General features: G+C 68.9%; 13 protein-coding genes and 1 tRNA gene. 1 reads left to right on the plus strand and 13 read right to left on the minus strand.

Annotated elements, in window-relative coordinates:
- Positions 1–43: 43 nt before the first annotated feature.
- Positions 44–118: transfer RNA gene (locus tag AC3EF3_RS16840), tRNA-Arg, on the minus strand.
- Between the two features lie 83 nt (positions 119–201).
- Here AC3EF3_RS16840 and AC3EF3_RS16845 point away from each other — a divergent pair.
- Positions 202–525: a hypothetical protein gene (locus AC3EF3_RS16845; protein WP_488533295.1), complete on the plus strand. Its 324-nt coding sequence runs from the start codon at positions 202–204 to the stop codon at positions 523–525.
- Between the two features lie 12 nt (positions 526–537).
- Here AC3EF3_RS16845 and AC3EF3_RS16850 read toward each other — a convergent pair whose 3' ends face one another.
- From AC3EF3_RS16850 to AC3EF3_RS16905, 12 genes are all read right to left on the minus strand, one after another.
- Complete coding sequence (locus AC3EF3_RS16850; protein ID WP_488533296.1) at positions 538–1,272, minus strand: lysophospholipid acyltransferase family protein; 735 nt, start codon at positions 1,270–1,272, stop codon at positions 538–540.
- Positions 1,273–1,276: 4 nt separating this feature from the next.
- Positions 1,277–2,578 (minus strand): dihydroorotase, encoded by a 1,302-nt coding sequence (locus AC3EF3_RS16855; protein WP_488533297.1) that lies wholly within the window; start codon positions 2,576–2,578, stop codon positions 1,277–1,279.
- Positions 2,579–2,582: 4 nt separating this feature from the next.
- Complete coding sequence (locus tag AC3EF3_RS16860) at positions 2,583–3,545, minus strand: aspartate carbamoyltransferase catalytic subunit (RefSeq protein WP_488533298.1); 963 nt, start codon at positions 3,543–3,545, stop codon at positions 2,583–2,585.
- Positions 3,545–4,048, minus strand: coding sequence for a bifunctional pyr operon transcriptional regulator/uracil phosphoribosyltransferase PyrR (gene pyrR / locus AC3EF3_RS16865; RefSeq protein WP_488533299.1), 504 nt, complete (start codon positions 4,046–4,048; stop codon positions 3,545–3,547). The genes AC3EF3_RS16860 and pyrR overlap by 1 nt, the downstream gene beginning before the upstream one ends.
- Positions 4,045–4,461 (minus strand): Holliday junction resolvase RuvX, encoded by a 417-nt coding sequence (ruvX, locus tag AC3EF3_RS16870; RefSeq protein WP_488533300.1) that lies wholly within the window; start codon positions 4,459–4,461, stop codon positions 4,045–4,047. Before ruvX ends, pyrR begins: the two co-directional genes overlap by 4 nt.
- The gene (locus tag AC3EF3_RS16875) at positions 4,458–5,066 is read right to left on the minus strand and encodes a YqgE/AlgH family protein (protein ID WP_488533301.1); all 609 of its coding nucleotides are present in this window, start codon (positions 5,064–5,066) and stop codon (positions 4,458–4,460) included. Before AC3EF3_RS16875 ends, ruvX begins: the two co-directional genes overlap by 4 nt.
- A 109-nt stretch (positions 5,067–5,175) precedes the next feature.
- Positions 5,176–11,055 carry an Hpt domain-containing protein gene (locus AC3EF3_RS16880; RefSeq protein WP_488533302.1) on the minus strand — a complete coding sequence of 1,960 codons (5,880 nt, stop codon included), beginning with the start codon at positions 11,053–11,055 and terminating at the stop codon, positions 5,176–5,178.
- Between the two features lie 60 nt (positions 11,056–11,115).
- Positions 11,116–13,365 (minus strand): methyl-accepting chemotaxis protein, encoded by a 2,250-nt coding sequence (locus tag AC3EF3_RS16885; RefSeq protein ID WP_488533303.1) that lies wholly within the window; start codon positions 13,363–13,365, stop codon positions 11,116–11,118.
- Positions 13,366–13,392: 27 nt separating this feature from the next.
- On the minus strand, positions 13,393–13,923 hold the full coding sequence (locus AC3EF3_RS16890) for a chemotaxis protein CheW (RefSeq protein ID WP_488533304.1): 531 nt from the start codon (positions 13,921–13,923) through the stop codon (positions 13,393–13,395).
- Positions 13,924–13,948: 25 nt separating this feature from the next.
- Positions 13,949–14,314, minus strand: a complete 366-nt coding sequence (locus tag AC3EF3_RS16895) for a response regulator transcription factor (protein ID WP_488533305.1) — start codon at positions 14,312–14,314, stop codon at positions 13,949–13,951.
- Between the two features lie 11 nt (positions 14,315–14,325).
- Positions 14,326–14,712, minus strand: coding sequence for a response regulator (locus tag AC3EF3_RS16900; RefSeq protein ID WP_488533306.1), 387 nt, complete (start codon positions 14,710–14,712; stop codon positions 14,326–14,328).
- Positions 14,713–14,785: 73 nt separating this feature from the next.
- Positions 14,786–14,938, minus strand: a complete 153-nt coding sequence (locus AC3EF3_RS16905; protein ID WP_488533818.1) for a rubredoxin — start codon at positions 14,936–14,938, stop codon at positions 14,786–14,788.
- Positions 14,939–14,967 lie beyond the last annotated feature (29 nt).

Below are 14,967 nucleotides of genomic sequence, written 5' to 3' on the forward strand. Positions count from 1 at the left end.
ACAAGCCGCAGGTTCGCCCTGCGGCTTTTTTGTTTCCGGTGGTTGGCGCCCCCGGCGGGAATCGAACCCACATCTAGCGCTTAGGAGGCGCTCGTTCTATCCATTGAACTACGGCGGCCGGCGGTCATTGTAGTCGGCGCCTCGCTGTGCTTCCCGACAGTGCGCATCGCTGACAAGGCGCGTCAGCGGCTTCCTACAGACATGCCTTTCACGCCCGATAACCTTTGGGGCCTGCAGGAACTCGAACAGCAGTCCAGAACAAGAAAACAGAAGCAACACGAAGGGGCATCCATGGCATCCGCCGAATTCCGAGTCGAAAGCAACCAACCGATCGCCGGCCGCTTCCTGCCGCAGCCGGGCGCACAGGAATATTTCTTCAGCGATCGCGCGCTCGCGGTCAGCCTGGCGGCCAAGAGCTTCACCCGCCCGTCGGGTGAGATCCGTGTGGTGCACGTGCCCACGGGGGAAGTCGTGTTCAGGAAACCGCCGGCACCGACCCGCGCCGAGTGGAACGACGAGCCCTGAGCCGGCTGCGGCTCAGCCGCGCAACTGCATGACGGCTTCGCGCAGCGCCGCCGCCCACGTGCGGCGGTCACGGCCGTGCGCGTGTTGCGGCTCGCCGAAGGCCACCACGGCCGCGAGCGGCGGCGCGCTCAGCGTGCGCCAGAGCGAGCCGACCAGCGTATCGTCGTCGACGTAGTTCGCTGCGCCGCTGGCCCGGCCCGAGGCCGCATCGACGAACGACAGCGCGACCGGTTGCGCCGGCGCGTCCGTGGAGATTGCCGCCTGCAGCATGTTGGCGTGGAACGGCAGCAGCGTGCGGCCGTCGGTGGTCGTGCCTTCGGGGAAGACCGCCAGCACGTCGCCCGCGCGCAGCGCATCGGCCATGTGGTGCACCACGCGCATGGCATCGCGCCGCGACTCGCGCTCGACGTACAGCGTGCCCGCGCCCGTCGCGAGCGTGCCGATCAGCGGCCAGTGCTTCACGTCCGATTTCGACACGAAACGGCAGTGCCGCGCCGCGTGCATCACGAGGATGTCCAGCCAGGAGATATGGTTCGCGACGAGCAGCATCGGGCCGTGCGCGGGCGGCGATCCGCTCAGCCGCAGCTCGATGCCGAGCACCCCGAGCATCTGCCGCGCCCATTGCTGCACGCGAGCATCGCGTTCGGCCTGGGTGAGGCGCGGGAACGTGAACCGGATGGTCCACCAGCCGCCCAGCGCGTGACCCAGCGCCGACAGCAGCCGCGACGTGGCGCGCAAGGCGGACATCGACTCAGGCAGCGCCCGGTCCCTCGTAGGCCAGCTGGCCGGCCGCGATCGTGCAGCGCACGCGCCCGCGCATCGGCCAGGCAGAGAAAGGCGTGTGCTTGCCCTGGCTGCGCAGGTGGCCGGGCGTGACCGCCCACTCGGCTTGCGGGTCGAACACGCACAGGTCGGCGACGCCGCCGGCCGCCAGCTGCCCGAGGCTCGCCTGCAAGGTGCCGAGCGAGGCGCCCAGCACCCTGGCCGGTGCGTGCGTGATGACGGCGAGGGACCGCATGAGACCCGCGCGGCTCTCCTCCCCCCAGCGCAGCGCGAGGGCGAGCAGCAGCTCGAGCCCGGTCGCGCCGGGCTCCGCCTCGCCGAACGGCAAGGTCTTGGCGTCCTCGTCGACCGGCGTGTGGTCGGACACGAGCGCGTCGATGGTGCCGTCGGCCAGGCCGGCGCGCAACGCGTCGCGGTCGCGCTGCTGGCGCAGCGGCGGGTTCAGGCGCGCACGGCTGTCGAAGAACCCGATGTCGTGGTCGGTCAGGTGCAGCGAGTTGATGCTGACGTCGCAGGTGACGGGCAGCTTCTGCTCCTTGGCCTGGCGCACGAGCTGCACGCCGTCGGCACTCGACAGCCGGCACAGGTGCACGCGCGCGCCGGTGACCTTCACCAGCTCGAAGATCGTATGCAGCGCGATCGTCTCCGCCGCGACCGGCACGCCCGGCAGGCCCAGGCGCGTCGCCAAAGAGCCGCTGGCGGCAACGCCGCGCCCGAGGTGCAGCTCCTGGGGGCGCAGCCACACCGTGTAGCCGAAGGTCGCCGCGTACTGGAAGGCGCGTTGCATCACCTGCGTGTTCGCCAGCGGCACTTCCGCCTGGCTGAAGCCGACGCAGCCGGCCTCGGTGAGTTCGACCATCTCGGTGAGGATCTCGCCTTCGAGCTTGCGCGTGAGCGCGCCCAGCGGGAACACGCGCGCCTGGTGCAATTTCTCGGCGCGGAACTTGAGCATCTCCACCAGGCCCGGCTCGTCGAGCACCGGGTCGGTGTCGGGCGGGCACACGAGGCTCGTCACGCCGCCCGCGACGGCCGCGGCCATCTCGCTTTCGAGCATGCCCTCGTGTTCGTAGCCCGGTTCGCGCAGGCGCACCGACAGGTCGACCAGCCCCGGCGCGACGATGCAGCCCTTGGCCTCGATGGTCTTGGCCGCGGTGAAGCCGTTGACGTCGCCGATCGAGACGATGCGCCCCGCGGCGACCGCGATGTCGGCGACCCGATCGAGTCTGGAAGCCGGGTCGACGACGCGGCCGTTTCGGATGAGGATCTTCATGTCGTTATGCCTCGTTGCCCGCGACGATGCTCATCACGGCCATGCGCACCGCGATGCCGAAGGTGACCTGCGGCAGGATCACGCTCTGCTTGCCGTCCACCACGGCCGAATCGATTTCCACGCCCCGGTTGATCGGCCCCGGGTGCATCACGATCGCGTCGGGCTTGGCCAGCTGCAGCTTTTCCGGCGTGAGCCCGAAGCTCTTGAAGAACTCCTGCGAGCTCGGCAGCAGCGCCCCGCTCATGCGCTCGTTCTGCAGCCGCAGCATGATCACCACGTCGCAGCCCTTGATGCCCTCTTCCAGCGTATGGCACACGCGCACGCCCATCTGCGCCATGTCGCCCGGCACCAGCGTCTTGGGCCCGACCACGCGCACTTCGGCGCAGCCGAGCGTGGTGAGCGCGTGGATGTCGGACCGCGCGACCCGGGAGTGCAGCACGTCGCCGACGATCGCCACCGTGAGGTTGGCGAAGTCCTTCTTGTAGTGGCGAATGGTGTACATGTCGAGCAGCCCCTGCGTGGGGTGCGCGTGGCGGCCGTCGCCGGCATTGATCACGTGCACGTGCGGCGCGACATGCTGCGCGATCAGGTAGGGCGCGCCCGATTCGCTGTGCCGCACGACGAACAGGTCGGCGGCCATCGCCGAGAGGTTGGCGATGGTGTCGAGCAGCGATTCGCCCTTGGTCGCCGACGAGCGCGCGATGTCGAGGTTGATCACGTCGGCCGACAGGCGCGTCGCGGCGATCTCGAAGGTCGTGCGCGTGCGGGTCGAGTTCTCGAAGAACAGGTTGAACACGCTCTTGCCGCGCAGCAGCGGTACTTTCTTCACCTCGCGGTCGCTGACGCTCACGAAGCTCGACGCCGTGTCGAGGATGTGCGTGACGATGTCGCGCGGCAGGCCTTCCACCGACAGCAAGTGGATCAGCTCGCCGTTGCGGTTCAGTTGCGGATTCTTCTTGTGGAGCATCAGCTCGCTTCTCCTTCCACCTTGAAACTGAACTTGCCGTGGTCGCCCCGTGCGAGAGCGAGCGATTGCGTGGCCGGCAGGGCCACGCGGGCGGCGGCGTAATCGGCCTGCACCGGCAGCTCGCGCCCGCCGCGGTCCACCAGCACGGCCAGCTTCACGCTGGCGGGACGCCCGTAGTCGAACAGCTCGTTGAGCACCGCGCGGATGGTGCGCCCGGTGTAGAGCACGTCATCGAGCAGGATGATGTGCGCGTCGTTGACGTCGAAATCGAGTTGTGTCTGCTGGCCCGCACCCGAGAGGCCGCGCTTCGCGAAGTCGTCGCGGTGCATCGCCGAGGAGATCACGCCCGCCTTGCCCGCGAGCTTCAAGTCGTGTTGCAGCCGCTCGGCCAGCCACGCGCCGCCGGAGGTGATGCCCACCAGCCTGGCCTGGCCGGCGCCGAGCTGCTGCACGCCGCGCACGAGCTCCTGGTAGAGCGCTTCGGCGTCGAGGGTGAGTTTCATGGCAGGCTCCTGAGGAACTGTTCGAGGATGATGCACGCCGCGCCCGCATCGGCGTCGGCCGCGCCGCCGCCCAGCGCTTCCGTCGTGCTGTAGCGCTCGTCCACCTCGTAGACGGGCAGCTTCACCCGCGCGGCGAGCTGGCGGGCGAACTTGCGCGCGCGGGCCGTATTGTCGTGGCTGGCGCCGTCGGGGTGGAAGGGCACGCCCACGACCAGCGCATCGGGCTGCCATTCGCGCACCCGCGCCTGCGCGGCGGCCAGCCGGGCGTCGGTCGAGTCCGCGCGGATGGTCGGCTGCGGCGTGGCGGTGCGCAGCATGCGGTTGCCCACGGCCACGCCGGTGCGCCTCGCGCCGAAATCGAAAGCTAAAAAGGTGGTGAAGTGCGGGGGAATGTCGATGGGTCGCCCCATCATGCGTGCCCCGCCTCCGTGGTGAGCATCCACGGCTGCAGGCCGAGCAGCGACAGCGCCTTCTCGTAGCGCTGGTCGACCGGCGTGTCGAAGATGACCGACACGTCAGCACCGACGGTCAGCCAGCTGTTCTCGGCGAGCTCGGATTCGAGCTGGCCCTCGCCCCAGGCCGAGTAGCCGAGCGAAACCAGCACCTTGCGCGGGCCGGCGCCGGTGGAGATCGCCTCGAGCACATCCTTGGACGTGGTCATCTCCAGGCCGCCGGGGATCGTCATCGTGGACGCGTACACCGTCTCCTGCGGCTCGGCCTCCCCGCCCTTGAACACGGCCTCGTGCAGCACGAAACCGCGCTCGACCTGGACCGGGCCGCCCTGGAACACCGGGGTGCCGGCGAGGTCGTCACGGGAGAGCGGCAGGTCCACCTTGTCGAACAGGTGGCGCAGGTTGATGTCGCTGGGCTTGTTGATGACCAGCCCCAGCGCGCCGCGCGGGCTGTGCTCGCACAGGTACACGACGCTGCGGGCGAACGACTCGTCCTGCAAGCCCGGCATCGCGATCAGGAAGTGATGCGTCAGGTTGATCGAGTCAGCTGCAGCATCGGAAGGCATGCACGTATTTTAAGGCTCCTTCGGGGCAGCCGCGGAACCGGCTTTGCCGGGCCGCTGGCAGCGCCCCCTTGAGGGGGAGGCGCCGCAGGCGCTTCGGGGGTGGGCCTGTCTACACCATCGCAGGCTGCGTGCAGTAGTGCTTTACGAGCGACAGCAACTCCTCTTCGGAGTAGGGTTTGCCGAGGTAGTGGTCCACGCCCAGTTCCTTCGCGTGCTCGCGGTGTTTTTCCGCGATGCGCGAGGTGATCATGATGATGGGCAGGTCCTTGGTGGCCGCATCGCCCCGGATGTTGCGCGCGAGGTCGAACCCGTCCATGCGCGGCATCTCGATGTCGGACAGCACGACGGCCGGCCGCTCTTCCGCCAGCCGCTCGATCGCCTGCAGGCCGTCGGCGGCCAGCGCGACGCGGTAACCCTCGCGCTGCAGCAGGCGCTGCGTCACGCGCCGCACCGTGATCGAATCGTCCACCACCAGCACCAGCGGCACCTGCGGCGCCGCGGGCATCAGCGGCTTGGCCGGTTCGGCCGCGCGCTTCTCGATCACCTCGGGCTGCGCGTGGTCGGCGCTGAGCGCGCGCGCCTGCTCGCCGTACACGGTGGACAGCGCCACCGGGTTGTAAATCAGCACCACCGCGCCGGACGCGAGCAGCGTCATGCCGGCCAGGCCCGGCAGGCGCGCCAGCTGCGGCCCGAGGTTCTTCACCACCACTTCCTGGTTGCCCAGGATTTCGTCGACGTGCACGGCGATGCGCTGCGCGGCGCTTCGGAAGATCACCACGGGCAGCGTCTTGCCCACCGGTTCGGTGCTGCGCGTGGACGACTGCAGCAGAGCGCCGGACCAGAAGAACGGCAACGGCTCGCCGCCGAAATCGTAGCTGCCGCCGTTGTAGGCCAGCTCGACCTCCTTGGCGGGGGCACGGCGCACGATCTCGACCAGGTTCGCAGGCACGCCGATGGAAAGATTGCCCGCGCGGATCATCACGACCTGCGTCACGGCGGTGGTCAGCGGCAGCACCAGCTTGAAGCTCGTGCCCTGGCCGGGGGTCGTCGCCGTCTCGATCCGGCCGCCCAGCGCGTTCACTTCGGCGCGCACCACGTCCATGCCGATGCCGCGGCCGGCCAGTTCGGTTACCTGCGAGGCGGTCGAGAAGCCGGGCATGAAGATCAGCTGCGCGGCTTCGCCATCCGACACGTCGTGGCCCGCCGCGATGAGGCCCTGCTCGCGCGCCTTCTCGCGGATGCGCGCGAGGTTCAGGCCGGCGCCGTCGTCCCGGAACTCGACCGAGACGTCGTTGCCTTCCTGGTGCAGGTTGATCACGATGGTGCCCGACGCGTCCTTGCCCGCGGCCGTCCGCGCCGCCGGGTCCTCGATGCCGTGCGCCACGCAGTTGCGCAGCAGGTGTTCGAAGGCGGGCGTCATGCGGTCCAGCACGCCGCGGTCCATTTCGATCGAGCCGCCGGTGATGTCCAGCTTGACCTGCTTGCCGGTCTCCTTCGACGCGAGGCGCACCACGCGATAGAGGCGGTCGGAGATGCCTTCGAACTCCACCATGCGCGTGCGCAGCAGGTCGCGCTGCAACTCGCGCGTCTGGCGCGCCTGCGCGACCAGGTCGTCTTCGGTCGCTTCCACCGTGCGCTGGATATTGCGCTGCACGGTGGCCACGTCGTTCACCGACTCGGCCATCATGCGGGTGAGTTCCTGCACGCGCGTGAAGCGGTCGAACTCGAGCGGGTCGAACGCCGCCCCGAGTTCCTGCGCCTGCGCGAGGCGCGACTGCATCTGGGTTTCGGCCTGCAGCTCGATGTCGCGCAGCTGGTTGCGCAGGCGGTCGAGGTTGCCGGTGAGGTCCGTCAGCGCGCCGCGCAATTGCCGCAGCTCCTGCTCCAGGCGCGAACGCGTGATCATCACCTCGCCGGCCTGGTTCACCAGGCGGTCGAGCAGCTGCGAGCGCACGCGCACGGCCTGGCCGGCCTGCGCGCGCGGCGCGACGACCTGAGTGCCGGCCGGTTGCGCAATGAGGGCGCGTTGCGGCGCCTGCATGGCCGCCAGTTGCCGTGCCTCGACCTGTACGAAGGCCTCCGCCACGGGGGCCACTGGCGCCGGCGCGATCGGCTCCGGCGCGGTCTCCAGCGGAGCCGCCTGCTCGCCCGCGGCGATGCGCGCGCACAGGGCATCGAAATTCGACTGGATGCCGTCGAAGCGATGGACGATCGGGTCGATGTCCGCGCCCGTCGCCGACTCGGTGCCGAGCGACTCGACGTGCGACTCCATGCGGTGCGCGAGTTCGCCCAGGCGCAACGCGCCCGCCAGCCGTGCACTGCCCTTGAGCGTGTGCAGTGCACGCAGCACCTCGTCGCGTGCGCCGCGGTTGTCGGGACGCGCCGACCACTGGCGCAGCGCGCCGCCCAGCTGGGGCAGCAGCTCCTGCGCCTCCTCCTCGAAGATCGGGAACAGGTCCGGGTCGACCGCGTCGGCGACGTCGATGTCCTCTTCCCCTTCGATGACCTCCACCGGTCGGGCGGGCACCGGCCGGCTGACGACGGGTTGGGCGAGCGGCTGCACGGGCGCCACCGGCTGCGCCTTGGCGGCCACCACGGCCGCGGGTGCAGGTGCAGGTGCAGGTGCAGGTTCGGGCTCGGGCACCGCCAGTTGCGGCATGTCCAACTCGAACGCCTCGATGTCCGGCGGCGAGCGCGAATCGGTCGCTTCGGCGCGCTCGGGAATGTCGAGCGTCTTCAGTGCCTCCAGCCCCTCCAGCACCGCGGGGTTGGGATCTTTCAGGAAGCCGGCGGCGAACTGGTGCAACAGGCGCCGGATCTCCTCGGCCGCTTCGGTGAAGGCCTTGCCGTGTTGCGGCGTGGCCCACGCGAGGCGCTGAGTGTATTCGAGCGCATTCTCCAGCGCGCGCGCGATTTCCGACAGGCTCTGGAAGCCGACGGTGGCGGAGCTGCCGGCCAGCGCGTGCGCCAGGCCCACCGGCGTGTCCGGCACGGGCTGGTGCAATTCCAGCGCCCATTCGGCCAGCTCGGTCGCAAGGCGGCGCGACCACTCGTCCGCCTCGTTCAGGTAGACGTTGTAGAGCGGGATGCCGATCCGCAGGCTGCCGATCACCTTCACCTGCTCGTCGCTCTCGGCGGCGGGCTCCGTCGTTTCCGGCTCGGCTTGCATGGGCGCCAGACCGGACACAGCCGAGAGGCTCGCAAAGTCGATGCCGTCGATTTCCAGCGGCTCCGGCACCGGCAGGGGCACCTCGTCGCGCAGCGACTGGGGGCTGGTCGGCGAGAAATCGAAATCGGGCGGCAGTTCGGCCGCGGAAATCTCGGCGACCAGGGGCGGCTCGCCGCGGATCACCTGCGTGGTCCCGAACGACAGCGGCTCGTCGAAAGAAAGCTCGATCGCCTCGATGGATTCGACCGCGGCGGGTTCGGCGGGCGCGGCCGGGATCTCGATCAACGGCTCGGGCGCCAGCTCGGGCATGGCTGCGGCTTCCACCACCTCGATCGTCTCGATGTCCTCGACCGCCGCCTGTTCGCCCGGCAACGTGAGCGGCACCAGCCGGCCTTCCGTGCGCATCGCGTCGGCCGGGCCGCGGAAGAAGCTGGCCTTCCACGCGTCGGCTCGGCGGCCGGCGATGTCCTCCACCCACCGCGCGAAGCCCTGCATGGCCTCGCGCGCGAGCACGCGCAATTCGTCGTGCGCGGGCTTCTGGTCGGCGAGCCAGGTGTTCAGCACCTGCTCCATGGCCCAGCCCGCCTCGCCGAATTCGTTGAGGCCCACCATGCGCGAGCTGCCCTTGAGCGTGTGGAACGCGCGGCGCAGTGTGGTGAGCTCGGCGATGTCGCTCGGCTGCGCCGCCAGCGCGTCGATCGCGGCCAGGCCGTTGGCCACCACTTCGCGCGCTTCCTCCAGGAAGATACCCAGCAGCTCGTCTTCCTCGATGTCGGGTTCGGTCGGCGGGGGCGCGACGAGCGGTGCCGCGGGCTTGACGGCGGCAGCCAGTTGCGTGAGCACGGCCGTCGTGCTGGAGGGATCCTGGGCGACGGCGGCGGCGGCCTCGCGCACGGAATTCGCGATCGCGGGCTTTTCGGCCAGCACGGCTTGAGCGGCCAGGCGATCGAGCTTCTCGCCGAGCTCCTGCGGCGTTTCCAGCGGTGCCAGGTTGCTGGCCACCGCGTCGACCTGTTCGCTGAGGGCGGCCATGTCCGATTCCGCCGCTTCCATTTCCTGCGGATGCGCGACACGTCCCATCAGCGGGCGCAGCTCGCCGGTCGTGTCGTCGTAGACGAACAGCTTCTTGGCCAGCGACGGCTGGTAATTGAGCATGTCGATGAGGAAGCCGAGCGCGCCGAGGTTGTTCCCCAGCTTCTCGAAGGTGCCCGCGGCCCGTGCGCGGTCCTCGTCGACCTCGGTGACGATGATTTCCTCGACGGCCTCACGCATGCGCTGCACGGCATGCGCGGCCTGGTCCAGGCCCAGCACGGAGAGCACGCCGCGCATCTGCGCGAGGTGGTTCGGCACGTCGGCCAGCGGTGCCTTGTCCGCGAGGTTGCGGAAATACTGGTCCAGCTGCTTCTCGAGCTCGCCCAGGGTGCCGCGCAATTCGCCCACGACGCTGCCCATGGTCTGGCGGTCGCTGACGCGGCGGTACAGCTCCTCCATCCAGTGCTCGAGCGGCGCCGGTTGCGCGCCCTGTCGCGCCTGGTCGAGGCGGGCAGCGAGCTTCGCGGTGCGCTCGGCGAGGTGGGCATCCGAGGTGTCGAGGTCCTCGAAGCTCGCCTCGAGATACAGGATCGCGGTGGCGACCTCCATCGCGACCTCGGCGCTCGGCGGGCGCGCCGTGCGCACCACCGTGTCCACGATGCCGCTCAGCGCCTGCGAGAGCGCCGTGCCCTTCGGATGCAGCTTGGCGAGCGCATCGCTCACGAGGTGGAACTGGTCGGCCACCGCCTTGAGCTTGCTCGCGTCACCGCCCGACAGCGTCGACCAGGTTTCCTTCGCCGCCGCGACGCGCTTGCGCGCCTGCGACAGCAGCATCGGATCGAAGCGGCCGTACTGCGGCGTCTGGTAGTCGACCGGCGTGAAGCGCGCCAGGCCCCAGGCCTCGCGCACGGCCGCCAGCGCGGGCGTGGCGGACGCATCCGGCGGCACCGCCTGCGCGCAGAAGAACACCAGGTCCTGCGCCAGGCGATCCGACACGCCCATCTCGCCCTTGGCCAGCGACGCGTACTGCAGCAGGATGCGCGAGCCCGCGCGCTTGACGTAGATGTCCAGCGGCAGCAGGCCCGCGCCCACCGCCTCGAAATAGGCGGCGCAAATCTTCCAGAACACCTTCGGCTGCCGGGCCGGCTGGGTGGACGCGAGCGACAGGCTCAGGTCCGCGAGGCCGCGCGCCGCCTCGGCATCGCCCGACTTCACCAGCTTGAGCACCCCCTGGTCCAACCTGGACCGCACCGCCGGGTCGTACACGACCGAGTGCCGCGCCCGCGGCGTCTTCGGCTCGGCCCAGCGCCACTCGAGCGACCAGAGGTCGGCCGGGTGCACGCGGTCGGCGCCGGCCAGCTCCTGCACGGCGCGGTACTGCGGGAACAGCGCGACCGACGACGCGGCCTTGCCCAGCAGCACGGCTTCCAGGTATTCGGTGAGGGCGAAGCCCGCGCGCTCGACCTTCGCGGCCGACTGCTCGTCGCACATCTCGGGCTTTTCGACGAAGCGATGCACCGCGGCTTCCATCGAGCGCAGCATGTGCGCGGGGGCGGCGAGGCCCACCATCTCCAGTGCGCCGACGGCCTGGTGCAACTGCTGCCGCGCGATGCGCAGCTGGCCGCCGTCGACGCCGGCCATGTCGGTCCCGCGTGCGAGCGCCGTGTCGCGCACGAAGCGTCGCAGCGCCGCCGATGCGGATTCGAGCGACTTGCGCAGCTCGTCCAGCACCCAGGCCAAGGGCCCCAGGTCGTTGGTGGCCAGGTCTAGGTCGTGTCCTGCTTCCATCGTGCTTTCCTCTGATGCGCCGCGCGCGTGACCTCGCCGCGGCGCGGCAAGGTCACTGCGTCACGCAATCTTGAATCGGGCCACCGACTGGCGCAGTTCCTCGGCCATCCGGGTCAGCTCGCGCACCTGCTGCGCCGTCGAGCGGGTACCTTCGCCGGTCTGCTCCGTCACGGCGAAGATGTGCTGGATGTTGCCGGCCACGACGTTGGCCGATTCGGCTTCCCTGGCCGCGGTCTTCGAGATGGTCTCGATCAGCTCGGCAAGCCGGCGCGACACCTGGTCGATCTGGGTGAGCGCCGTACCCGCGTTGTCGGACAGCTTGGCCCCTTCCACCACACCCTGCGTGGAGCGTTCCATGGCCGCGACCGCGTCCTGCGTGTCGGTCTGAATCGCGCGCACCAGCGCCGAGATCTGGCGCGTGGCGTCGGCGGAGCGTTCGGCCAGGCGCTGCACTTCTTCCGCCACCACCGAGAAGCCTCGTCCCGCTTCACCGGCCGACGCGGCCTGGATGGCGGCGTTCAGGGCCAGCACGTTCGTCTGTTCGGTAATGTCCGAGATCAGCTCCGTGATTTCACCGATCTCCTGCGACGACTCGCCCAGCCGCTTGATCCGCTTGGAGGTTTCCTGGATCTGGTCACGGATCGAGTTCATGCCGCCGATCGCGTTCTGCACGGCGGTGAGGCCCTGCTCGGCGGCGGCCAGCGACTGGCGCGCCACCTGGGCCGATTCGTTCGCCTGGCCGGACACATGGTTGATTCGGGTCGCCATGTCGAGCACCGACTGGCCGGTTTCGCGGATCTCGCGCAGCTGCTCGGTGGAAGCCGCCAGCAGCTCGGTGGAGGTCGATTCCACCTGCGCCGTCGTGGCCGCCACCTTCGTCACCGTGCTCTGCACGCTGCCCACCAGCTGCCGCAGTTCTTCCACCGTGTAGTTCACCGAGTCCGCGATGGCGCCCGTGATGTCCTCGGTCACGGTCGCTTCCTGCGTCAGGTCGCCTTCAGCCACCGTCTGCAGCTCGTTCATCAGCCGCAGAATGGCCGCCTGGTTCGCGTCGTTCACGCGCTTGGCTTCCTGCTCCTGGCGCTCGGCTTCCAGCCGCTGCTGTTCCGCGACCAGCTGCCGCTTGCGGCTGTCCTGCAGCTGCACGAAGGCCAGGCCGACCGAGCAAAGGATGGCGAACAGGGCCGACACGGCGAGGGTAGCCAGGGCGCCGGCGCCCAGGCCCGTCTGCGCCTGCAGCTTGCCCTGCAGGTCCTCCAGCGACTTACGCAGCGGCTCGGAGTCCGCGATGATCGCCGCCTGCGCTTCGCGCGCGGACACCAGGCCCTGCAGGTTGCCCAGGATGGCGCCGGCCTGCGTGCGGGTCTGTTCGTACAGCTTGAGCAGCGCGTCGAGGCGCTCGCGCGTCTGCGCGTCCTTGGTGCCCTGCAGGCGCAACTCGGGGCTGCCGTCGAGCAGGCCCTGCGCGATTTCCTTGAACGAGTTCAAGTCCTTGCCCAGCAGGAACACCGCCTCGGGCGACACGCCTTCCATCGTCAGGAATTCGTTGGCCGACTTGCCGATACGCTGCGTCAGCATCACCAGCTGGCCGGCGGCGGAGATCTCGGCCGGCGGCGCGTTCTGCTGCAGCTTGAGCGACGACACCGTCTCGGCGATTTCCAGCAGGTCCGACGACTGGCGGTTGATGGTGCGAAGGGCCGAGCCCACCTGCGTCAGGATCTTCTGCTGGCCCATGACGGTGCCGGCGTTCTTCTCGGCGCGTTCCATCAGCGGCGAGATCTTGTCGACGTCTTCCTGCAGCACTTCGGACACCGGCTGCAGGTTGAGCGACTCGTCACCGGCCTTCAGCGCGCGAACCTGCTTGGCCAGCACGTCGGATGCTTCCTTCACGTCCGGGAACGCCTGCGGCGAACCCACCAGCGCCTGGGACACGGACTTGGCGAGGCGCTGCGACTGCATCAGCGAGTTGCCGGTACCGGCCACCTGCTGCGCGACGCGGTTGGCCTGGTTCACCGCGAAGAACGCCACCGCACCGAGCACGACCAGCGAGGTCGCCAGCAAGGTGAACAGGATGCGCTGGTGGACGACCACCGAGCGGCGCCCGAGCACCGGCACCGAGATCAGGTCCTTCTGGGCCTCCTCGGGTGAGAGGATCGAATCGTCGCCCACGCTGTCCGGATCGGCCGGCGAGCCGGCCATCGGGTCCAGCGAGGCGTCGGGCGTTCCCAGGCTCAAGTCGCCGCTCGTTTCCGCCTGCGGTTCCTCGGACTTCTTGGAGAACAGTTTGGAGAGTTTCTCAACGACGGACATGGTGCGTGCCTTGCTGTCAATGGGCGCCTAGGCGCCGATGCTCAGGAACTGGGGTTGTTGGGCGAGCGCCTGCAGGTCGATCTCCTGCCAGTAGGCGCCGGCAGCGTCGGTGTAGCCGCTGCCGAAGTAGTCCGGCGCACCCTCGGGGCGCGCGCTGGAAGTGGAAAACGCGTCCATGTTGCGCAGGCCGGCGAGCCGGTCGATCAGCAGTGCGCAATTGATCTCGAGCGAGGAGTTCAGCGCGACCAGGCGCGACTCGGCCCGGGTCGCGTCGGAGCGCTGGGCAGGCGCCTGCCCGCCCACGAAACTCGTCAGATCCACGACGCCGTACAGGCCGCCGCGCAGGTTCGCCACACCCAGGAACCATGCCTGCGTGTACGGCACCGGCTGCGCACTGGCGAACGGAAAGATCTCGCCCGACTGCGCGAGCGGGAACAGGTATTTCCTGCCGCCGGATTCGACGGCCAGCCACGAGGCCTGGACGCCTTCCGTGCGCGCGGCCTGGAGCCGGTTCGCCAGGCGCGCCTGGAGCTCTCGCAGCGCTTCGCGGTTGGCCATGCTTCTTGTTCTTGGCGCGGGCGCGTCAGCCGAGCGCCTTGATCTTGGCCATCAGCTCGTCGGCGTCGACGGGCTTCGTGATGTAGTCGCGCGCGCCCTGGCGCATTCCCCACACCCGGTCCGTTTCCTGGTTCTTGCTCGTGCACATAATGATCGGCACGTCCGCATACAGCGGGTCGCGCGTGATGGCGCGCGTGAGCTGGAAGCCGTTCTGGCCGGGCATCACGACGTCCATCAGGATCAGGTCGGGCTTTTCCTCCGCCAGGCGCTTGAACGTGTCCTCCGCGTTCTCCGCCGTCTTCACCTTGAATCCGCTCTTCTGCAGAAGGTCCGTCATGAACATCAGTTCGGTCTTCGAATCGTCCACAACGAGAATTTTTTGTATTGCCATGACATCACTCCTTATTGGGCCTGCGCGGCGCCAAACTGCTGCACCGTCTGCAGCAACTGGTCCTTCGTAAACGGTTTGGTGAGGTAATCCTGCGAGCCGACCATGCGGCCGCGGGCCTTGTCGAACACGCCGTCCTTCGAGGACAGCATCACCACCGGCGTGTTCGCGAATTTCGCGTTGCGCTTGATGATCGCGCAGGTCTGGTAGCCGTCCAGGCGCGGCATCAGGATGTCGCAGAAGATCAGGTCGGGCTGGTAATCGTTGACCTTGGCCAGCGCATCGAATCCGTCTTCGGCGAGCAGCACGTCGTGACCGCCCTGTTTCAGGAAGATCTCAGCACTGCGCCGGATGGTGTTGCTGTCGTCGATCACCAGCACCTTCAAGCCAGTCGTGCTCACTTGACGCTGCTCCTCATATTTGTAACTGCATCGGTGGCGGCATCAGCCCAAGATATTCCCGGTGCCACCCTCCTTAAATCTGCACCATCTCGAAATCTTCCTTGCGGGCACCGCACTCGGGACAGGTCCAGTTCATCGGAACTTCGGACCAGGGCGTTCCCGGGGCGATGCCATGATCAGGGGCTCCGGCGGCTTCGTCGTAGATCCACCCGCAAATCAGACACATCCAGGTTTTGGTACTCGTCTCGGTCACAG

This window comes from Ramlibacter sp. GS1-15, from assembly GCF_057785015.1.